Source organism: Amycolatopsis sp. NPDC049252 (assembly GCF_043197175.1).
Classification (GTDB): Bacteria; Actinomycetota; Actinomycetes; order Mycobacteriales; family Pseudonocardiaceae; genus Amycolatopsis.
Window position 1 is genome coordinate 45034 of the sequence record NZ_JBICSQ010000011.1, and the last position, 19831, is coordinate 64864.

General features: G+C 71.4%; 19 protein-coding genes. 11 read left to right on the forward strand and 8 right to left on the reverse strand.

Features of this window, described 5'->3' with window-relative positions:
- The first annotated feature begins 71 nt into the window (after window positions 1-71).
- The 9 genes from ACGFMK_RS16060 (at window position 72) to ACGFMK_RS16100 (ending at window position 12711) form a co-directional block, all read left to right on the forward strand.
- A complete protein-coding gene (locus ACGFMK_RS16060; RefSeq protein ID WP_392762972.1) occupies window positions 72-1238 on the forward strand; it encodes a DUF3152 domain-containing protein in 1167 nt (388 codons plus the stop codon).
- A 92-nt stretch (window positions 1239-1330) separates the two neighbouring features.
- Window positions 1331-2506, forward strand: coding sequence for an adenylyltransferase/sulfurtransferase MoeZ (gene moeZ / locus ACGFMK_RS16065; protein WP_323334472.1), 1176 nt, complete (start codon window positions 1331-1333; stop codon window positions 2504-2506).
- A 166-nt stretch (window positions 2507-2672) separates the two neighbouring features.
- Entirely contained in the window at window positions 2673-3470 is a 798-nt protein-coding gene (locus ACGFMK_RS16070) for a TIGR02569 family protein (protein ID WP_392762976.1), read from the forward strand.
- A gap of 445 nt (window positions 3471-3915) precedes the next feature.
- Window positions 3916-5964 carry a molybdopterin oxidoreductase family protein gene (locus ACGFMK_RS16075; protein ID WP_392762979.1) on the forward strand — a complete coding sequence of 683 codons (2049 nt, stop codon included), beginning with the start codon at window positions 3916-3918 and terminating at the stop codon, window positions 5962-5964.
- On the forward strand, window positions 5961-7382 hold the full coding sequence (locus ACGFMK_RS16080; protein WP_392762982.1) for an FAD-dependent oxidoreductase: 1422 nt from the start codon (window positions 5961-5963) through the stop codon (window positions 7380-7382). The genes ACGFMK_RS16075 and ACGFMK_RS16080 overlap by 4 nt, the downstream gene beginning before the upstream one ends.
- Complete coding sequence (locus ACGFMK_RS16085; protein WP_392762984.1) at window positions 7379-8767, forward strand: nitrate/nitrite transporter; 1389 nt, start codon at window positions 7379-7381, stop codon at window positions 8765-8767. Before ACGFMK_RS16080 ends, ACGFMK_RS16085 begins: the two co-directional genes overlap by 4 nt.
- Window position 8768: 1 nt before the next feature.
- On the forward strand, window positions 8769-11273 hold the full coding sequence (nirB, locus tag ACGFMK_RS16090; RefSeq protein WP_392762986.1) for a nitrite reductase large subunit NirB: 2505 nt from the start codon (window positions 8769-8771) through the stop codon (window positions 11271-11273).
- On the forward strand, window positions 11270-11611 hold the full coding sequence (gene nirD / locus ACGFMK_RS16095) for a nitrite reductase small subunit NirD (protein ID WP_392762989.1): 342 nt from the start codon (window positions 11270-11272) through the stop codon (window positions 11609-11611). Before nirB ends, nirD begins: the two co-directional genes overlap by 4 nt.
- Window positions 11608-12711 carry a uroporphyrinogen-III synthase gene (locus tag ACGFMK_RS16100; protein ID WP_392762991.1) on the forward strand — a complete coding sequence of 368 codons (1104 nt, stop codon included), beginning with the start codon at window positions 11608-11610 and terminating at the stop codon, window positions 12709-12711. Before nirD ends, ACGFMK_RS16100 begins: the two co-directional genes overlap by 4 nt.
- Here ACGFMK_RS16100 and ACGFMK_RS16105 read toward each other — a convergent pair.
- The 4 genes from ACGFMK_RS16105 to ACGFMK_RS16120 are packed head-to-tail and all read right to left on the reverse strand — an operon-like array spanning window position 12708 to window position 15058.
- Window positions 12708-13049, reverse strand: coding sequence for a hypothetical protein (locus tag ACGFMK_RS16105; protein WP_392762993.1), 342 nt, complete (start codon window positions 13047-13049; stop codon window positions 12708-12710). The two genes, ACGFMK_RS16100 and ACGFMK_RS16105, sit on opposite strands and share 4 nt — an antisense overlap.
- Complete coding sequence (locus ACGFMK_RS16110; RefSeq protein ID WP_392762995.1) at window positions 13037-13501, reverse strand: hypothetical protein; 465 nt, start codon at window positions 13499-13501, stop codon at window positions 13037-13039. Before ACGFMK_RS16110 ends, ACGFMK_RS16105 begins: the two co-directional genes overlap by 13 nt.
- A 48-nt stretch (window positions 13502-13549) precedes the next feature.
- The gene (locus ACGFMK_RS16115) at window positions 13550-14653 is read right to left on the reverse strand and encodes a DNA glycosylase AlkZ-like family protein (protein ID WP_392762998.1); all 1104 of its coding nucleotides are present in this window, start codon (window positions 14651-14653) and stop codon (window positions 13550-13552) included.
- 9 nt (window positions 14654-14662) lie between these two features.
- The gene (locus ACGFMK_RS16120) at window positions 14663-15058 is read right to left on the reverse strand and encodes a DUF3224 domain-containing protein (RefSeq protein WP_392763001.1); all 396 of its coding nucleotides are present in this window, start codon (window positions 15056-15058) and stop codon (window positions 14663-14665) included.
- 62 nt (window positions 15059-15120) lie between these two features.
- On the opposite strand from ACGFMK_RS16120, the gene ACGFMK_RS16125 reads away from it, so the two are divergent.
- Both ACGFMK_RS16125 and ACGFMK_RS16130 read left to right on the forward strand, forming a co-directional pair.
- Window positions 15121-16089, forward strand: coding sequence for a helix-turn-helix transcriptional regulator (locus ACGFMK_RS16125; protein WP_392763004.1), 969 nt, complete (start codon window positions 15121-15123; stop codon window positions 16087-16089).
- Window positions 16082-16888, forward strand: coding sequence for a uroporphyrinogen-III synthase (locus tag ACGFMK_RS16130; protein WP_392763007.1), 807 nt, complete (start codon window positions 16082-16084; stop codon window positions 16886-16888). The genes ACGFMK_RS16125 and ACGFMK_RS16130 overlap by 8 nt, the downstream gene beginning before the upstream one ends.
- 72 nt (window positions 16889-16960) lie before the next feature.
- Here the strand turns inward: ACGFMK_RS16130 and ACGFMK_RS16135 are convergent, their stop codons facing one another.
- From ACGFMK_RS16135 to ACGFMK_RS16150, 4 genes are read right to left on the reverse strand one after another with little or no spacing between them, the layout of a single operon-like run.
- Window positions 16961-17695 (reverse strand): DUF899 family protein, encoded by a 735-nt coding sequence (locus ACGFMK_RS16135; RefSeq protein WP_392763010.1) that lies wholly within the window; start codon window positions 17693-17695, stop codon window positions 16961-16963.
- Entirely contained in the window at window positions 17695-19044 is a 1350-nt protein-coding gene (locus ACGFMK_RS16140; protein WP_392763013.1) for an MFS transporter, read from the reverse strand. Before ACGFMK_RS16140 ends, ACGFMK_RS16135 begins: the two co-directional genes overlap by 1 nt.
- A 19-nt stretch (window positions 19045-19063) precedes the next feature.
- Window positions 19064-19393 carry an ArsR/SmtB family transcription factor gene (locus ACGFMK_RS16145; protein ID WP_392763016.1) on the reverse strand — a complete coding sequence of 110 codons (330 nt, stop codon included), beginning with the start codon at window positions 19391-19393 and terminating at the stop codon, window positions 19064-19066.
- On the reverse strand, window positions 19393-19827 hold the full coding sequence (locus ACGFMK_RS16150) for an SRPBCC domain-containing protein (protein ID WP_392763019.1): 435 nt from the start codon (window positions 19825-19827) through the stop codon (window positions 19393-19395). Before ACGFMK_RS16150 ends, ACGFMK_RS16145 begins: the two co-directional genes overlap by 1 nt.
- Window positions 19828-19831: the final 4 nt, after the last annotated feature.

The following is a 19831-nucleotide window of genomic DNA, read 5'->3' on the forward strand; positions in this document are numbered from 1 at the left end:
GCGACAACTGATCGCTGGGTGATCCGCCAGTCGCCGAGGGCGCCGCTCCGGCGCTGTGGCACCCTGGTGCGGTGGACCGGGTGAAGCAGGACGAGCGAGGCGAAGATCGGCGGGCTCCCCACCGCGCGTCGGCCCGCCGGCCCGCGCAAGGCGCCCCCGAGACCGGAGACTCCCCGCGCACCGGGCAGTACCGCCCGTCGAAGGCGCCGGCCCAGCGGGTCAGCGAGGACCGCTACCGCCCGGGCAGCCGCCGGACCTCCGCCGAGCCCCTGAGCGCCTCCTGGAAGCCGCACCAGGAAGCCCGCGAGACCAAGCAGGCCGAAGAGCCGCCGAAGACCCTTTTCGCCAAGCTCACCGGGACCTACGGCTGGCGCGTCTACGCCCTGCCGATCCTCGCCGTGCTGACCGTGCTCGTCGTGGTCAACACCGCGAACAGCCCGGCCGAGCCGATCGCCGAGCAGGGCAGCGCCCCCGGCGTCGAATCCGCGGGCGGGGACAGCTCCGGCGGCTCCATCGACGGCGACGACGGCCAGGGCATCCCGGAGAACCCGGCCACGCCGGTCGACCTCAAGGTGCCGACCGCGGACCTGCCGAACGGCAGCCCGTTCACCCAGGCCGGCGCCGGCACGTGGCACACCGTGCCGGGCAGCGGCCCGAAGGTCGGCAACGGGAAGCTCTACACCTACACCGTGGACGTCGAGGACGGCATCGACCCGGCGAGCTACGCCGGCGACGACGCGTTCGCCACGGCCGTGCAGGGCACCCTGTCCGATTCCAAGAGCTGGACGTGGGACGGCAAGATCGCGCTGCAGCGCGTCGACGCGAACTTCCCGAACCCGTCGTTCAAGGTGAGCCTCACCACGCCGGAGACCACGCACCGGGCGGACGCCTGCGGCTTCCAGATCACCTTCGAGGCGTCCTGCTACCGCAAGAGCATGGGCCGGGTGCTGATCAACCTGGCCCGCTGGGTGCGCGGGGCGAAGGCCTTCGGCGCCGACATGACCGGGTACCGGCAGTACGCCATCAACCACGAGGTCGGGCACGCACTGGGCAACCAGCACGTCGGCTGCCCCGGCAACGGCCAGGCCGCGCCGGTGATGATGCAGCAGTCCTTCGGCGTCGCCGACGACTACGTCTCGATGCTCAACGACATCCCCGGCGGCGACAAGGGCAAGGTGGCCAAGGACGGCCGCGTCTGCGTGCCCAACTCCTGGCCGAACCCCTCGCCCAAGTCGTAACGCATCCCACCATCCGGACCGGGGAAGGTCTGTTTGCGTGCGCGCGTTGTGCATAGTGGGATGGACGCGATCCGCGCGAGATGGAGGACCCGATGTCAGCACTGCCGCCGCTCGTCGAGCCGGCTGCCGAGCTCACCAAGGAAGAGGTGGCCCGGTACAGCCGTCACCTGATCATCCCGGACGTCGGGGTGAACGGGCAGAAGCGGCTGAAGAACGCGAAGGTCCTGGTCATCGGCGCCGGCGGCCTCGGCAGCCCCGCGCTGCTGTACCTGGCCGCGGCCGGCGTCGGCACGCTCGGCATCGTCGACTTCGACGTCGTCGACGAGTCGAACCTGCAGCGCCAGGTCATCCACGGCCAGTCCGACGTCGGCAAGCTCAAGGCCGCGTCCGCGCAGGAGTCGATCGCCGAGATCAACCCGCTGGTCAAGGTGCACCTGCACACCGACCGGCTGGACTCCTCGAACGCGCTGGAGATCTTCGAGCAGTACGACCTCATCGTCGACGGCACGGACAACTTCGCCACGCGCTACCTGGTCAACGACGCCGCGGTGCTGCTCGGCAAGCCCTACGTCTGGGGCTCGATCTTCCGGTTCGAAGGCCAGGTCAGCGTCTTCTGGGAGGACGCGCCGAACGGCAAGGGCCTCAACTACCGCGACCTCTACCCGGAGCCGCCGCCCCCGGGCATGGTCCCCTCCTGCGCCGAGGGTGGCGTGCTGGGCGTGCTGTGCGCGTCCATCGGCTCGATCATGGTGACCGAGGCGATCAAGCTCATCACCGGCATCGGCGAGACGCTGCTCGGGCGCCTCATCAGCTACGACGCGCTGGAGATGAAGTACCGCGAGGTCAAGATCCGCAAGGACCCGGAGACCCCGAAGATCACCGAGCTGATCGACTACGAGGCGTTCTGCGGCGTGGTCTCCGACGAGGCCGCTCAGGCCGCGTCCGGCAGCACCATCACGCCGGCGGAGCTCAAGGCCAAGTTCGACAGCGGCGAGAACTTCGCGCTGATCGACGTCCGCGAGCCGCACGAGTACGAGATCGTCAACATCAAGGGCGCGACGCTGATCCCGAAGGACCGCATCCTCTCGGGTGAGGCGCTGGCGGAGCTGCCGCAGGACAAGCCGATCGTCCTGCACTGCAAGTCGGGTGCCCGCTCGGCGGAGGCCCTCGCGGCCCTGCACGCGGCCGGCTTCAAGGACGCGACGCACCTCGGCGGCGGCGTGCTCGCCTGGGCCAAGCAGATCGACCCGAGCCTGCCGACCTACTGACAGTGGTTGTCCGTGAAGGCCACCTCGAGGGACTCTGAGTCCCTCAAGGTGGCCTTCACGGCGTTTCGTCCCGGTCGTCACCGTGTTCTCGCAGCGTTATCAAAACCGTGTGTGACCAGCGCGTCTTCTCGTTCGTGGACCACCCGGCCGGGTACCGTCAGTACTCGTGCGCTCAACCCTCGAACGCCCTCCCGGCCACGTCTGCTCGGCCTTCGGCGGGCTCGCCGACAGCGGCGAACCGATGCCGGACTCGGCGGCGTGGCGCTGCGGCGACCTCGTGCTGAAACCGGTCACCGACAAGGCCAGGACGCTGTGGACCGCCCGCGCGCTCGACTACGTCGACGAGCCGGGCCTGCGGGTCGCGAAGCCGGTGCGCTCGACCGACGGCCGCTGGATCGTCGGCGGCTGGACGGCGTCGCGGTTCGTCGCCGGCACGCCCGAGCACCGCGGTGACGCGTCGGTGCTGGCCGCGGTGAAGCTGCACCGGGCGACCGTCGGGCTGCCCCGGCCGGACTTCATCGCCGGGCGCAAGGACGTCGACGCCGTCGCCGACCGGGTCGCCTGGGAGGAGCTCGAGGTCCCGCTCGACGAGACGAAGGGCGGCCGCTGGTTCGAGGTCCTGGCCGGCGCGCGCCGCCCGATCAAGCTGCCGTCCCAGGTCGCGCACGGCGAACTGCTGGCCGGCCTGCTGTTCGACGGCGACGCGGCACCCGGCCTGGTCGACTTCGTCCCGTACTACCGCCCGGGCGAGTACGGCGCGGCGATCGTCGCGGTCGACGCCCTGGCCTGGGGCGGCGCGACCCGCGAGCTGCTCGAACGCTGGGCGCACCTGCCGGAGTGGCCCCAGCTGCTGCTGCGCGCGGTGCTGTTCCGGCTGGCGTCGAACGCACTGAACCCGAGGTCGACGCGCGCCGCGCTGGACGGCCTTCGCGTGGCGGCCCGCGAGGTCAGCGGCGTGCTCTGACACGGCCTTCGAGCCTGCGCCGGGCCCATCGCATCCGGACGGTGAAGCCGCCGGTCCGCGCCTCTCCAGCCAATCCGCTCGTCAGCTCGCGTCGGCCGAGGACGCCGGATTCGTTTTTCGGCACATCGCCGAACCTCCGCTCATCGGGACCGCGGCACCCGACGCGCTGCCGGTGTCGTCCGGGTGCACCTGCCCAGGGTGCGATCCGGGTCCTTTCCCGCGCCGACCGCCGGGTCGCCGGTCGGACGTCGCCCGATCGGCTCGGGTCGCTGCCGGAGTGGTTCCCGCGGCGCTTCCTGGAGCAGCGCGGCTGGGGCCGGTCACGCACCTCACCGCCGGGGGCGCGTGAGTCGCGCCGCAATGTCAACTGCCGGAAACATTCGGTCGATTCCGAGTAACACGGCCTCCTTAGCGTCGGGTCATCCGAACGACGCCGGAGGTACCCGTGCCGCAGGTCGACACGCACTGCCCGTACTGCGCCCTGCAGTGCGGCATGCACCTCGACGGCGTCCGCGTCACGCCGCGGGCGTTCCCGGTGAACGCCGGCGGCCTGTGTCAGAAGGGCTGGACGTCCGGCGCGCTGCTGACCTCGCCGAAACGGCTGACCACCCCGATGATCCGCTTCAACGGCCTTCTCGAACCGGTCAGCTGGGATTTCGCGCTCGACTTCGTCGCGCGGAAGTTGCGGGAACTCCAGGAAGCACACGGCCCGGACGCGGTCGCGATCTTCGGCGGCGGCGGGCTCACCAACGAAAAGGCCTACCTGCTCGGCAAGTTCGCCCGCGTCGCGCTCGGCACCTCGCAGATCGACTACAACGGCCGGTTCTGCATGTCCTCGGCCGCCGCCGCGGGCACCCGGGCCTTCGGGGCCGACCGCGGGCTGCCGTTCCCCGTCACGGATCTGGCCGGCGCCGACGTCGTGCTGCTCGCCGGCGCCAACCCGGCCGAGACGATGCCGCCGTTCACCCAGCACCTGCGCGGCGCCGACCTGATCGTCGTCGACCCGCGCCGGACGGCGACCGCCGAGCTCGCGGGCCTGCACCTCGCCCCCGCGCCCGGCACCGATCTCGCGCTGGCCCTCGGCATCCTGCACGCCGTGGTCGCCGATGGCCACCTCGATCAGTCCTATGTGGACGAACGAACCAGCGGCTTCGCGGAGACGTGGCGGATCGCCGCGTCCTGGTGGCCGGAACGCGCCGAGCGCGTCACCGGCGTTTCGGCCGCCGACATGCGCCTGGCCGCCGCGAAGCTGGCCAACGCGTGCAACGCCTACATCCTCACCGCCCGCGGCACCGAGCAGCACGCCACCGGCACCGCGACCGTCGGCGGCTGGATCAACCTCGCGCTCTCGCTGGGCCTGCCCGGCCGCGCGGGCTCCGGTTACGGCTGCCTCACCGGCCAGGGCAACGGGCAGGGCGGCCGTGAGCACGGTCAGAAAGCCGACCAGCTGCCCGGCTACCGCAAGCTCGACGACCCGGCCGCCCGCGAGTACGTCGCCGGGGTCTGGGGGGTCGACCCGGACAGCCTGCCCGGACCCGGCCGATCGGCGTACGAGCTGCTCGAAGCCCTCGGCCAGAACGGCGGGCCGAAGGCACTGATGGTGTTCGGCAGCAACGTGGTCGTCTCGGCGCCACGCTCCCGGCGTGTCCAAGATCGGCTGTCCGCATTGGACCTCCTGGTCGTCGCGGACTTCGTGCTGTCGGAGACGGCGGCGCTGGCCGACGTCGTCCTCCCGGTCACGCAGTGGGCCGAAGAGGACGGCACGCTCACCAACCTCGAGGGCCGGATCCTGCTCCGGCGCAAGGCCTTCGATCCCCCGATCGGCGTGCGGTCCGACCTGGACGTCCTCAACGGACTCGCTGATCGGCTCGGCCAGCCCGAAGGTCGCTTCCCGGTCGACACCGAGACGGCGTTCGAGGAGCTGCGGATCGCGTCCAAGGGCGGCATCGCCGACTACTCCGGCGTCAGCTACGCCCGGCTGCGCGCGGGGGCGGCCCTGTACTGGCCGGTGCCGGCCGACGACCACCCCGGCACCCCGCGGATGTTCCTCGACACCTTCGCCCACCCGGACGGTCGCGCGCGGTTCGTGCCCGTCGAGCACACCGGCCCGGCGGAACTGCCGGACGACGAGTTCCCGCTGCAGGCCACCACCGGCCGGGTGCTGCAGCACTACCAGTCGGGCGCGCAGACGCGGCTGATCGACGAGCTGAACGACGTCGTGCCCGAGGCGTTCGTCGAGGTCCACCCGGACACGGCCAAACGCGCCGGGCTCGAAGAGGGCGACCAGGCGCGGATCCGCTCCCGTCGCGGGGAGATGACGGCGCTGGTGCGGTTCGCCCAGTCGCTGCGGCCCGACCTGGTCTTCGTGCCGTTCCACTTCCCCGGCGCGCAGCGCGCCAACCTGTTCACCAACCCCGCGCTCGACCCGGTCAGCCGGATGCCGGAGTTCAAGGTGTGCGCCGTGTCTCTGTCCGCTGTGGACGGTGTGGCGTGAGCGCCCGGGACGTCGTCATCGTCGGGTACGGCATGGCCGGCGCCCGGCTGGCCGACGAGATCCGCCGCCGCGACCCGGCCGCCGAGCGCGTCCGGCTGACCGTACTCGGCGCCGAGAGGCACGCGGCCTACAACCGGGTGCTGCTCTCGGCCGTCGTCGCCGGCGGGATGAGCCCGGAGAGCGTCCGGCTGCACGACGACGAGTGGGCCGCGCGGGTGAACGTCGACCTCCGCCTCGGCACGGAAGCCGTCCGGATCGACCGCGGGAAGCGCTGTGTGGAACTCGGTGACGGATCCACTGTGGACTACGACGCCCTCGTGCTCGCCACCGGTGCCAACCCGTGGATCCCGCCGGTCGAGGGGTTCGGCCCCGGTGTCGTCACCTTCAGGACGCTCGACGACTGCGCCAAGATCCTCGACGCCGCCCGCCTCGGCGCGCCGGTCGCCGTCCTCGGCGGCGGGCTGCTCGGGCTCGAGGCCGCCCGCGGCCTGGCCGGGCGCGGCAACCAGGTGACCGTCGTGCACCCGAACCGCCACGTCATGGAACGTCAGCTCGATCCCGCAGCCGGGCACGTGCTGGCCCGGCAGCTGGCCGCGATGGGCGTCACCTTCCGGTTCGGCGCCACCGCCGCCCGCTACCTGCCCGGCGACGGCCTCAAGCTCGACGACGGCAGCTTCGTCCCGGCCGACCTCGTGGTGGTCGCCGCCGGGGTCCGCACCGAGACGAGCCTCGCCGAGAACGCCGGGCTCGACGTCGATCGCGGGATCCTGGTGGACGACGTGCTGCGCAGCAGCGACGGCCGGATCCACGCGCTCGGCGACTGCGCCCGCCACCCGGGCGCCCCGGGCGGGCTGATCCAGCCCGCGTGGGAGCAGGCCGAGGTGCTCGCCGACGTCCTGACCGGCACGAACGCCGCCGCGCGCTACCGCGGCACGAGCGCGGTCACCCGGCTCAAGGCGCGCGGCATCGACCTCGCCGCGCTGGGGGAGACCCAGGTCGAGGCCACCGACGACGACGCCGAGGTGCTGACGTTCACCGACCCGGCCGGCGGCCGGTACGGCAAGCTCGTCGTCCGCGAAAACCGCGTCACCGGGGCGATCCTGCTCGGCCTGCCCGACGCGGCCGCGTCGATCACGCAGTTCCACGACCGCGGGACGCCGTTGCCGGACGACCGGCTCGCGGTGCTGCTCGGCCGGGCGCTGCCGGCCGGCGCTGGTCAGGCGGCCAGCCCGGCCGACCTGCCGGCGACGGCGGTGATCTGCCGCTGCAACACCGTCACCAAGGCCCGGCTGATCGAAGCCTGGAAGGCCGGCGCCACCGATACCCCCGCACTGGCGCGGGCCACGCGGGCCACCACGGGCTGCGGCGGGTGCACCGGCACCGTCGGCGCCGTCGCGAACTGGCTCGCCGCGCAATGAGCACATCGACTGCTACAAGGGAGAACGCCGTGGTGCACCAAGGGAAACACTGGATCGAGCACTGGGAACCGGAGAACGAGACGTTCTGGGAGGAGACCGGCAAGAAGGTCGCCCGCCGCAACCTGTGGTTCTCCGTGCTGGCCGAGCACATCGGGTTCTCCGTCTGGACACTGTGGTCGGTCATCGTCCTGTTCATGGGCAAGGACTACGGTTTCGACGCCGCCGACAAGTTCCTGCTCGTCTCGACGCCGACGCTCATCGGCGGCCTGATGCGACTGCCCTACACGTTCGCGGTGGCCAAGTTCGGCGGTCGCAACTGGACGGTCGTCAGCGCCCTCCTGCTGCTGATCCCGACGATCCTGGCCGCGGTGGTGCTGCACCCCGGCACGTCACTCGGCACGTTCCTGCTGGTCGCGGCCCTCGGCGGGGTCGGCGGCGGGAACTTCGCGTCGTCGATGACGAACATCAACACGTTCTACCCGGAGAAGCACAAGGGCTGGGCGCTCGGCCTCAACGCGGGCGGCGGCAACCTCGGCGTCGCCGCGATCCAGCTCGTCGGCCTGCTCGTGATCGGCACGGCGGGGGCGACCGCGCCGCGGATCGTGCTGTACGTCTACATTCCGCTGATCGTGATCGCCGCCGTCTGCGCGTACCGCTACATGGACAACCTCGCGACCGTCCGCAGCGACACCAAGGCGATGCGCCAGGTCGTCAAGGACCCGCACACCTGGGTGATGTCGTTCCTGTACGTCGGCACGTTCGGCTCGTTCATCGGGTACAGCTTCGCGTTCGGGCTGGTGCTGCAGAACCAGTTCGGCCGGACGCCGCTGCAGGCGGCCGCGGTGACCTTCCTCGGCCCGCTGCTCGGCTCGCTCGCGCGGCCGGCCGGCGGCTGGCTGTCCGACCGGATCGGCGGCGGCAAGGTCACTTTCGCGACGTTCGTCGGGATGGCGCTGGCCACGGTGGTGCTGATCCTCGCCTCGACGTCGAAGTCCCTGACGCTCTTCACGATCGCGTTCATCGTCCTCTTTGTCCTGACCGGCGTCGGCAACGGTTCGACGTACAAGATGATCCCGGCGATCTTCCGCGCGAAAGCCCGGACGGCGATCGCGAACGGCGCCGAGGAGGCGGCCGAGCTGCTCAAGGCGCGACGGCTGTCCGGCGCGCTGATCGGCCTGGCCGGCGCGATCGGTGCGGAGGGCGGGCTGTTCATCAACCTGGCGTTCCGGCAGTCGTTCGCCGACACCAAGAGCGGCGTGCCCGCGTTCATCGGGTTCCTGGTCTTCTACGGGCTGTGCTTCGCCGTCACCTGGGCGGTCTACCTGCGCAAGCCCGCCGAACAGCCGAGTGAGCGCGGTCTGGCGCTCGCGGGAGCGGAGGTCTGAGATGCCCACCTTGGTCGTCGCCGGGCACGGCATGGTCGCGCACCGGCTCGTGGAGGCGGTGCGGACCGCCGACAGCGCCGGCAGCTGGCGGATCGTCGTCCTCTCCGAGGAGCCGCGCCCGGCGTACGACCGGGTGGCCCTGACGTCCTATGTGGACGGCTGGGATCCCGCGTCACTGGCGTTGCCCGGCTCGGACTACGCGGGTGACCAGCTCGTCGACCTGCGGCTCGGCGAGCTGGTTGCTTCGGTGGACCGGGCTGCCCGCACGGTCACCACCGCGTCCGGTTCCACGGTCTCGTACGACGCTCTGGTCCTGGCCACCGGGTCGCGACCGTTCGTGCCGCCGGTGCTCGGGCACGACCTGCCCGGCTGTTTCGTCTACCGGACCATCGAGGACCTCGACGCGATCCGCGCGGCGGCCGAGCGGCCCGGCCGCGGGCGGCGGGCGGCCGTCGTCATCGGTGGTGGCCTGCTCGGCCTGGAGGCGGCCAAGGCGTTGCGGGACATGGGACTCTCGCCGCACGTCGTCGAGATGGCGCCGCGGCTGATGCCGCTGCAGGTGGACGAAGGTGGTGGCTCGCTGCTGCGGCGGCTCATCTCCGGGCTGGACGTGACCGTCCACACGGGAACGTCGACCGACGCGATCGAGGCCGACGGTGCGCGGCTGGTGGCCCGGCTGGGCAACGGTACCGAGCTGGACGTCGACCTGGTCGTGTTCTCGGCCGGGGTCCGGCCGCGTGACGACCTCGCACGGCAGTCCGGTTTGGACGTCGGCCCACGCGGTGGGGTGCTCGTCGATCTGTCCTGCCGCACCAGTGATCCGTCGGTGTACGCGATCGGTGAATGTGCTGCGGTCGAAGGGCGCGTCTACGGCATCGTGGCGCCCGGGTACGCGATGGCCGAGATCGTCGCGGCGCAGCTGACCGGCGGCGCCGGAACGTTCCCCGAGCCGGACACGTCCACGAAGCTGAAGCTGATGGGTGTCGACGTCGCGTCGTTCGGCGACGCGCACGCGGCCACCGAAGGCGCGCTCGAGGTCGCCGTCAACGACGCGGTCGCCGGGACGTACAAGAAGCTCGTGGTCACCGACGACGGCAAGACGCTGCTCGGCGGTGTCCTGGTCGGCGACGCGGCGGAGTACAACACGCTGCGGGCGCTGGTCGGGCGTCCGCTGCCCGCCGAGCCGTCGGCGATCCTCGCCCCGGCCGGGGGCGGTGCGGCGGTCGGTGTCGACGCGCTGCCCGACGCGGCGCAGATCTGTTCGTGCAACGCGGTTTCCAAAGGCGCGATCACGCGGGCGATCCACGAGGACGGCTGCGACACCGTCGGCCAGGTCAAGGCGTGCACCCGCGCCGGGACGTCGTGCGGCTCCTGCGTCCCGCTGCTCGGGAAGCTGCTGACCGCGGCCGGCGTCGAGCAGTCGAAGGCGCTGTGTGAGCACTTCGGACAGTCGCGGGCGGAGCTGTTCGAGATCGTCCGGGCCACGCGGATCTCCACGTTCAGCGAGGTCATCGCCCGGTACGGCACGGGCACCGGCTGCGCGGTGTGCAAGCCCGCGGTCGCGTCCATTCTCGCCACGCTGGGCACTGGGCACGTGCTCGGCGGCGAGCAGATGACGTTGCAGGACACCAACGACCGGTACCTGGCGAACCTCCAGCGCAACGGCACGTACTCGGTCGTCCCACGGATCCCCGGCGGCGAGATCACGCCGGAGAAGCTGATCGTGATCGGCGAGGTGGCCCAGGAATTCGGGCTGTACACCAAGATCACCGGCGGCCAGCGGATCGACCTGTTCGGCGCCACGGTGGACCAGTTGCCGTTAATCTGGCGGAAGCTGGTCGACGCCGGGTTCGAGTCCGGGCACGCCTACGGCAAGGCGCTGCGGACGGTCAAGTCGTGTGTGGGGTCGACGTGGTGCCGCTACGGTGTGCAGGACAGCGTCGGGCTGGCGATCGAGCTGGAGCTGCGTTACCGCGGGCTGCGGTCGCCGCACAAGCTGAAGTCGGCGGTGTCCGGGTGCGCGCGCGAGTGCGCCGAGGCGCGGAGCAAGGACTTCGGGATCATCGCCACGGAGAACGGCTGGAACCTCTACGTCGGCGGCAACGGCGGCACCACGCCGCGGCACGCCGAGCTGCTGGTGTCCGATGTGGACACCTCGACGCTGATCCGGACCATCGACCGGTTCCTGATGTTCTACGTGCGCACCGCCGACCGGCTGCAGCGGACGGCGCCGTGGATCGAGGAGCTGGACGGCGGGCTCGACCACTTGCGCGCGGTGATCGTCGACGACTCACTCGGCATCTGCGAGGACCTCGACGCGGCGATGGCCAAGCACGTCGACAACTACGCCGACGAATGGCGCGGCGTGCTGGAGGACCCGGAGAAGCTGGCCCGGTTCACGTCGTTCGTCAACGCGCCGGGCACGCCGGACCCGGCCATCTCGTTCCGGTCGGAGCGGGAGCAGAAGGTGCCCGTGATGCTGGGAGTACCGGAGGTGCGGCGATGACGACGTCTCTCGAACGGACCTGGACGGCGGTGTGCGGCGTGGACGCGGTGCCCGAGTACTCGGGGGTCGCGGCGCTGCTGGACGAGGTCCAGGTGGCGATCTTCCGGCTACCGGGTGAGCGCTGGTACGCACTGTCCAATTGGGACCCGTGCAGCGGAGCGGCCGTGCTCTCGCGCGGGATCGTCGGGGACGCCGGTGGTGTCGCGGTGGTCGCGTCGCCGGTCTACAAGGAACGGTTTTTGCTCCACAGTGGACAGTGTCTGGACGCCGAGGGGGTTTCGGTTCCGGTGTACGAGGTGCGCGTGCGAGAGGGCGTGGTCGAAGTGGAGTCGCCGTGACGGAAGTCCTCCCGCTGGCCGGTTTCGTCATCGGCATCACCGCGGCGCGCCGGGCCGACGAGCTGGGCGCACTGCTGGTGCGCAAGGGGGCGGGCGTCCGGTACGGCCCGGCGATCCGGATCGTGCCGCTGACGGACGACACCGAGCTGCACGCGGCGACGGCCCGGCTGCTGGATTCGCCGGTGGACGCGGTCGTCGCGACGACCGGCATCGGCTTCCGCGGCTGGCTGGAGGCCGCCGAGGGCTGGGGACTGGGGGAGGCGCTGGTTTCGCGGCTGGCGGCGTCTTCGCTGCTGGCGCGCGGCCCGAAGGTGACGGGCGCGATTCGCGCGGCCGGGCTTTCGGAGGACTACTCGCCGGCGTCGGAGAGCAACGCCGAGCTGCTGCAGCACCTGCTCGCCACCGGGGTCGACGGGATGCGGATCGCGGTCCAGCTGCACGGCGAGCCGCTGCCGTACTTCGTCGACACGCTGCGTGAGGCCGGGGCGGAGGTCATCGAGATCTCGGTGTACCGCTGGGTCGGCCCGGTCGACCCGGGCCCGGTGGACCGCCTGCTGGACGGGGTGCTGGAGGGTTCGATCCACGCGCTGCCGTTCACGAGTGCGCCCGCGGTGGCTTCCTTGCTCGCTCTGGCCCGCCGCACGGGCCGCCTTCCCGGCTTGATCTCGGCGCTTTCGGGTCCCGTGGTGGCGGCGTGCGTCGGCCCGATCACGGCGGGTCCGTTGGCGGCGTTGGGCGTCCCGACGGTCCAGCCGCACCGGGCGCGGATCGGCGCGTTGGCCCGGACACTCGCCGAGACCCTGGTGGCGCGGTCCCCACGGCTACAGGCGGGCGGCCGCTGTCTCGAACTCCGCGGCGAGGCCGCCATCGTGGACGGCGAGTGGTGCGAGGTGGCGCCAGCGCCGATGGCCCTGCTGCGGGCCCTGGCGGCCTCCCCTGGCCGGGTGATTTCCCGGCGCGAGCTGATCTCGGCCCTGCCGGGCGGAGGGGAGGAACACGCGGTGGAGACGGCGATCGGCCGGCTGAGGACCTCGTTGGGGGGTAGCGGGGTGGTCCAGACGGTGGTGAAGCGTGGATACCGGCTGGCGGTGGACGCCTAGCGGCTCAGTGCGACGACGAGCGACAGCAGGGAAACGATCAAGGCGGACATCGGGACAGCGAAGGCCTTGATGACCTCCCACCTGGTCCGCGTACGCATGGGATCGAGAAAGAGTGCGTCTCGTTCCTCGTCCGCCTCAGACGACTCACGGCCTGGCAGCGTGTCGACGTACAGGCTCCTGACGCGGGGTATCAGATCCTCCCGGTCCAGAGCGACCACGGCGGCGACGTCGATCACGAACCGGCCGAGGTCACGCTGTTCGCGGAGATTGGCGGGGGAGGGCAGTCCGAAATCGTCTCGGAGTTCGACGTCCAGCAGCGAGCGCGTCAAACGCAGCACGCGCGTAGAGGCGGCCGGCGGTGAGACCCATGTCCAGCGGCTGCGCTGGAGCGTGGGATCGGCCCGTGATCCCGCTTGCTCTGAAGCAAATTCGCGACGAAGAAGACGACGATCACCGCGACGGCGGTGGACAAGGTGAATCCACCGGTGACGAGCAGTAACACCGTGAGAATTCCCGCCGTCGACAGGACGACGATCGCGGAAGTGAGCAGGACTTCCATGAAAAGCCAGAATTGCCGCATGCTGCGATACCGCCGCAGCATGAACCGGTGCTGCTCGTCGTACCAGGGTTCGTCCAGGTTCTCGAACAGGACCCTGAGCACGCCCACGTCGAAGGTTGGATATGCCGGCATCAACAGCTTCGGAGCCGGGTGCTCGATGCGCGGTTCCAGGTCGGCTCCGAGCTCGTATTGGGCGACGTTTTTGCTCGACTTCCGGTCATTTTGTGCCATGACCTCATTCGATCATGGCAGGCCTCTTTCGATGATCGCTGAGGCCACTCACGACGCGACCCAGGTGACGTCGTGTTTCTCGAAGCCTCGGGCCGTCGCCACCAGGGCTGCTTCGGCTTCGGCCGCCTCCCGGGAAGCCGGCCGGAGCGGGTCGAACGCCGTCAGCGTGAACTTCAGCTTCGCGCCGCTCGCCTTCGTGCGCCACGTGCCCGCGATGTCGCCCTCCGCCAGCAGGACTCCGGGGTTGCCCAGCATCTTCCAGACCTCCTTGCGCCGCGCCGGGTCCGGGACCAGCAGGGCCTTGTCGCGCGCCTGGATGAACGGGTCCCACGGCGGCAGCAGCCGCACCACGTCGGGCTCCGGTGGGTTCTCCAAGGCCGGCAGAGACGCAGCGGGCAGGTACCGGACCTTGCCGTCCACGCGGACCTCCGCCAGGTCGGACGGCCACGTCCGGTCCACGACCGCCCGGGCCGTCCCCACGAACTCCGCCGCTTCGCCCGGGGATGCCGGGCCGTTCAGCCGCAGGTACGACTCGACCACCGACGTCGCCGCGGCGGGATCCGGCTTCGTGCGCATGCGGCCGCGGCCTTCCAGCGGGGCCAGCGTCGCCGGGGTCGCGCCCGCGACCAGGCGGACGCCGCCCAAGGGAGCCGCGATGCGCATCAGCTGCTCGTGGATGTGCGTCGCGTTGCAGCCGCGGCACCAGCGGGAGAACTCCGGCGGCACGACCTTCGTCACCGCCGTCGACACCGCGCCCTTCGTCATCTCCGACGTGACCACGCCGCGGATCGCCTTCGCCGCCGTGAAGACCACCTCGGCCGCCGCCAGGCCCGTCGCCGTCAGTTCCTGGCGCTGCCACAGCATCCGGGCCAGCGCGTCCGCGTCGTCCAGGGGGATCAGGGCGCGGGCGACCTCGTCGAGGGCGGCACGCAGGTGGTAGTGCGGCGCGCCGCGCAACGTCCAGGCCAGCACCAGGCGGTCGTCGTCCACAAGGGACGCGGACGGCACCCGGGCCACGGCGGCCAGCAGTGCCGTGTCGCGCATGCTGTCCTGCAGCCCGGCCCGGACGACGGCGAGATCCGCCACGTCCCGGGCGGACCGGTGCAGCCCGTGCTCGGCGATGCGGTAGGCGAGTACCTGACGACGGTCCACCTGCGACTCCTAGATCGTGTACTCGAAGGTGTACCCCATTTTCTCCTCGCCCATCGCACCGCCGACCGTGCCGGACCCGGTGAGCCCGGCCAGCGCGCCGGTGCCCGAGCCCGGGACGACGGTGAACGTCGAGGCGATGCCCTTGGCGTCGAACGTGAACTCGTGACGCACGATGAACGTCCCCTCGCGACCGTCGACCTTGCCGTCGAAGCGTTCGAGGCTCGGCGACGTCGTCGTGCCGCTGTCGTACCCCTCGCCCGCGTAGTACAGCAGCAGGTCGCAGACCGATTCACCCTCGATGACCCCCTCGTACGCCATCGACGCGTGCGCGTAAGCCACCCGCGGTCCGCCCTCAGTGCCGCTGACGACGTTCTCTTCCCAGTTCTTCATGGTGAATGCGTTCATGAGAGCCACCCTGCCGGAGATACCTGTCAGCTCGTGTCAGGTTTTTGGGTCATAATTCCGAGATGCGCGCCAGCCGCCTCCTCTCCGTCCTCCTGCTGCTGCAGAACCGCGGCCGGATGACGGCGGAAGAGCTGGCCGAGGAGCTGGAGGTCTCGGTCCGCACGGTCTACCGGGACATCGACGCGCTCTCGGCGTCCGGCGTCCCGGTGTACGCCGACCGGGGCCGGACCGGCGGCTATCGCCTGGTCGACGGCTACCGCACCCGCCTCACCGGGATGACCGAGGAGGAGGCGCAGTCGCTGTCGCTGGCCGGGCTGCCGGTGGCCGCGGCCGAGCTGGGCCTGGGCACGGTGCTCGCGGCTGCCCAGCTCAAGCTCTACGCCGCCTTGCCGCAGGAGCTGCGCGACCGCGCCGGGCGCGTCGCCGAGCGCTTCTACCTGGACGTCCCGGGCTGGCATCGCGGCATCGAAAGCCTGCCGACGCTGTCGTCGGTCGCCGACGCGGTGTGGTCGTCGCACCGCATCCGGATCCGCTACGAACGCTGGGGGCAGCGGATCGTCGAGCGCGAGGTCGAGCCGCTGGGCCTGATCCTCAAGGCCGGCAACTGGTACCTCGCCGGGCGCTGCGACGGCACCGACCGGACCTACCGGATCTCGCGGATCCAGGAGCTGACCGACCTCGGCGAGGAGTTCGAGCGGCCGGCCGGCTTCGACCTCGCGGCCTACTGGCAGGAGTGGTCCGAGCAGTTCGAACGCCGGATGTACCCGCGCGTGGCCGTGGTGCGGCTGTCGCCGCGGGCGCAGGCTCTCGTACCGTTCTACGCGGGTTCCGTCGGGGCCCGGGCGCTGCGCGACTGCCGGAACGAGCCGGACGCGGCCGGCTGGCTCACCATGGAGCTGCCGGTGGAGCCGGGCGAGCCGGCCATCGGCGAGCTGCTGCGCTTCGGGCCGCACCTGGAGGTCCTCGAGCCCGCGGACCTGCGGGCGCAGCTGGCGGCGGCGATCGAGGGGATGGGCGCGATCTATGGGTGAGCTGAGCGGGGTCGCGATCGGCGTCACGGCCGAACGGCGCGCCGACGACTTCATCGAGGCCCTTGAACGCTACGGCGCCGACGTCCGCCACGCCCCGACGATCACCATCGTCCCCCTGGACGCCGACCCCGAGCTGCGGGCGGGCACCGACGAACTGCTGGCGTCCCCCGTCGGCTTCACGGCGATCACGACCGGCGCGGGCTTCCGCGGCTGGCTGGCCGCGGCCGACGGTTGGGGCCTGCGCGACCGCCTGCTGACGGCGCTGGGCGAGTCCCGCATCTACGCGCGCGGCCCGAAAGCCGTGGGTGCCCTTCGCGGTGCCGGGCTGCGAGAGTCCTTTTCGGCCGCCTCGGAGTCCAACGCGGAGTTGTTCGGTGCCCTCGCCGAAGCGGGCATCGGGGGCGAACGCGTGGCCGTCCAGCTGCACGGGACGCCGTTGCCGGAGCACACCGCGACGCTCGAGCGGGCGGGGGCGCGGCTGGTCGCGGTCCAGCCGTACCGCTGGTACTCGCCGCCGGACGTGACTCCGGTGCACGACCTGATCGACGCCGCCGTGGCCGGCGAGCTGGACGCGCTGGCGTTCACGAGCGCCCCTGCGGCCGCCAACTTCCTGACCCTGGCGCGGGACTACGGCCGCTACGACGAGCTGCTGACGGCGTTGCGCGGCCCGGTGGTCTGCGCGTGCGTCGGCCCGGTGACGGCGGCGCCCCTCGAAGAGGCCGGGGTGCGCACGCTGCAACCGGACCGGCAGCGCCTGGGAGCGCTGGTGAAACTGCTCGTCACGACGCTCAAGACTTAACTTGTCAAGTGACTTGGTGGCTGTCGGCCCGAGTTGTCCACACCGCGTCCGGCCATCCACAGATGTGCCGCGTCACCCATCCGAGGCCGGGCGGGCCGATAGACTGGAGCAGGGCACGCCCCCCTGGGTGTGGCGGGGGTGTCGGTTCGCGGCGGCGGGCACAAGCGGCCAGCCCGTCGGCGAGTCTTCCCACTGCTCCTGGCGGCCGAACACGGTCAGGTCCATCAGCGCGTAGCTGTAGTCCATCGCCTCGACGCCACGCCGGGTCGTCCAGTACGTCTCGAAGACGCGGTCGCCGTCACGCAGGTAGCAGACCAGGTGGAACAGGCCGGTCTCGCGCCCGACCAGGAGCGTGTCGAGCGACGGCTGCGCCGAGTACCAGGGCAGGTGCCAGTCCATGAAGTCGCGGTAGCGCAAGGACTCGTCGTACGACGTCTGCGCGTCGGCCGGCTCGGTCGAGACGTTGCGGCCCTGGGAGAAGACCGCGAACGTGATGTCGCGCGAGTGCAGGTTGGCCGGTTCGGCAACCTGGTTGGTGTAGAACGTGCAGCCTTCGCACTGCTCGGCGGCGGGACGCCCGGGGTTCCACATGAAGTAGTAGGCGATGAGCTGACGCCGTCCCTCGAACGCGTCGAGCAGGGTGACCGGGCCGTCCGGGCCGAGCAGCTCGAGACCGGCGTCCACCTCGACCACCGGCAGCCGCCGCCGGGCCGCGGCGATCGCGTCGCCTTCGCGGGTGTGGGCCTTTTCCCTGGTGCGCAAGCGATCCAGCTCGGCCTGGAACGTTGCGCGGTCGACGATCTCCATCACGACTCCTTCAGCTTGGCGGTGAGCAGGACGACGCTGGCCAGCGTGCAGGCAACGGCCACGCCCAGCGCGAGGTGGATTCCGGTGAGCTCGGCGGCCTGCGTCGCGGCGACGGCGCTCAGGACCGGGATGCCGACGGTGATGCCGAACTGCTGGGTCATCGACGTCAGCCCGGTGGCCAGGCCCTGCTCCTCGTCGGGCAGCCCGGACGTCGCGGTCACGGTGTACGCCACGATCGCGGCCACGTGCCCGAAGAACCCGGCGAACAGGGCCGGCAGCAGGACCAGCAGGGCGCCCCGGCCGGGCCCGAGGAACAGCAGCGGCAGCGTCGCCAGCGCCTCGACGGTGAGCCCGGCGGCCAGCAGGAGACGGCTGCCGAAGCGGCCGATCACCCGCCCGGCCAGCACGCCCGCGGCCACCGAGGCCAGCCCCGGCACGCCGAAGACCAGGCCGGTCGCCCACGGCGAAAGCCCCAGGATCCGCTGCAGGTAGAGGCTCGTCAGGAAGATCACCGCGGGTTCCACCGCGAACAGCACGAGACCGGCGAAGTTGCCCCACTTCACGGTGCGGCGGGCCAGGATCCGCGGCGGCACCAGCGGCGCGGGCGAGTGGCGTTCGATCAGCCAGAACGCGGTCAGCAGCACGCCGCCGACGACGGCCGCGAGCACGCTCTTGTCGATGACGGCGTAGACGAGGGCCAGCAGGCCGCCGCTGACCGTCAGGGCGCCGGGCAGGTCCGGGCGCGCGCGGCCGGGCACGGTCGATTCGGTGACGAGGAACGGCGTCGCGATGAGGATGGCGACGGCCACCGGGACGTTCATGAGGAACGCCGCGCGCCAGCTCAGCAGGCCGACGAGGGCGCCGCCGACCAGGGCGCCGACGGTGAAACCGCCGGAGAGCAGGGCGCCGTTGAGGCCGAGGACGCGGTCGCGCGCCCGGCCTTCGGCGAAGGTCGTGGTCAGCAGGGACAGGGCCGCGGGCAGCGTCATCGCGGTGGCGAAGCCCTGCAGGGCCCGGGCCGTCAGCAGCAGTTCCGGGTTCGTGGCGACGCCGCCCAGCAGCGACGCGGCGGCCAGCAGGGCCATGCCGGACCGGAACATCCGGCGCCGGCCGAAGAGGTCCGCGAGGCGGCCGCACACCAGCGTGAAACCGGCCGCGGGCAGGACGAACGCCGTGCTGACCCACGGCAACGACGTCAGGCCGAGCCCGACACCGGCGCCGACCTGCGGCAACGCGACGTTCAGGATCGAGAAGTCGATCGACAGGAGGAAGCCGGCGCCGAGCAGCACGGCCAGTACGGCGCGCTGTCTCGGCGTGAAATGGGCAGGGGGTAGCGCAACAAGAGACATCAGGTGCTCCAAACGGGGTTCAGTCCTGCTCGGCGGCCTCCGCGAGGCGCTTGATCCGGGCCAGGCGGCGGTCCCAGTCGGCCGCGAGCGAGGCCATCCAGCGGGCCGTGGTGTCGAGGGCTTCGGAACGCACGGCGTACCGGACCTCGCGGCCGATCTTCACGCTGCCGACCAGCCCGGCCGAGCCGAGGACGGTGAGGTGCTTGACGATCGCCTGGCGCGACACGGGAAGGCCGCCGGCGAGGGTCGTCGCGGTGGCCTGCCCGTGGGAGGCGAGCAGGTCCAGCAGCTGACGACGGGTCGGATCGGCCAGTGCGGCCAGGACGCCGTCGACGACGTCGTGCTCCATCACTCGGCGCGCGCGGCGAGGGCGGTGAAGCACTGCTCCCAGCCGGCGGTGTGGTCCTTGATCACGTTGCGGCGGTTGTCGTCCGAGGTCGGCAGGCCGGCGAAGCCGCTCTCGACGACGCGCAGGCGCGTGCCGTCACCCTCGGGCGTCAGCCAGAACTCCACGAGCGTCGAGTTGTCCTCGCGCAGTTCCTCGCCCGGGAACGCGCTGACCCAGCGGTAGGCGAGGTAGTTCGGCGGGTCGACCTTCTCCACGCGCAGCGGGAACTCGCCGTGTTCCGAGTGCGTGACGACCAGGGTCTGGCCTTCCTCGGCCATGGTGCCCTGGATGGTTTCGTCGTCGGTCGCCCAGAACCCGGGCTCGGCCACCAGCGGCCAGACCTTGGCCGGCTCGGCGGCGATCACGATCTCGCGTTCGATGCTGTCGCTGATCATCGGT

Excerpts from the sequence above, each read along its gene's own strand:
- ACGFMK_RS16125 (WP_392763004.1), top strand. The coding sequence starts at position 15,121 with ATGCGCGCCAGCCGCCTCCTCTCCGTCCTCCTGCTGCTGCAGAACCGC.
- ACGFMK_RS16085 (WP_392762984.1), top strand. The coding sequence starts at position 7,379 with ATGAGCACATCGACTGCTACAAGGGAGAACGCCGTGGTGCACCAAGGG.
- nirB (WP_392762986.1), top strand. The coding sequence starts at position 8,769 with ATGCCCACCTTGGTCGTCGCCGGGCACGGCATGGTCGCGCACCGGCTC.
- ACGFMK_RS16150 (WP_392763019.1), bottom strand. The coding sequence starts at position 19,827 with ATGATCAGCGACAGCATCGAACGCGAGATCGTGATCGCCGCCGAGCCG.
- ACGFMK_RS16130 (WP_392763007.1), top strand. The coding sequence starts at position 16,082 with ATGGGTGAGCTGAGCGGGGTCGCGATCGGCGTCACGGCCGAACGGCGC.
- ACGFMK_RS16110 (WP_392762995.1), bottom strand. The coding sequence starts at position 13,501 with ATGGCACAAAATGACCGGAAGTCGAGCAAAAACGTCGCCCAATACGAG.
- ACGFMK_RS16140 (WP_392763013.1), bottom strand. The coding sequence starts at position 19,044 with ATGTCTCTTGTTGCGCTACCCCCTGCCCATTTCACGCCGAGACAGCGC.
- nirD (WP_392762989.1), top strand. The coding sequence starts at position 11,270 with ATGACGACGTCTCTCGAACGGACCTGGACGGCGGTGTGCGGCGTGGAC.
- ACGFMK_RS16120 (WP_392763001.1), bottom strand. The coding sequence starts at position 15,058 with ATGAACGCATTCACCATGAAGAACTGGGAAGAGAACGTCGTCAGCGGC.
- moeZ (WP_323334472.1), top strand. The coding sequence starts at position 1,331 with ATGTCAGCACTGCCGCCGCTCGTCGAGCCGGCTGCCGAGCTCACCAAG.
- ACGFMK_RS16145 (WP_392763016.1), bottom strand. The coding sequence starts at position 19,393 with ATGGAGCACGACGTCGTCGACGGCGTCCTGGCCGCACTGGCCGATCCG.
- ACGFMK_RS16135 (WP_392763010.1), bottom strand. The coding sequence starts at position 17,695 with ATGGAGATCGTCGACCGCGCAACGTTCCAGGCCGAGCTGGATCGCTTG.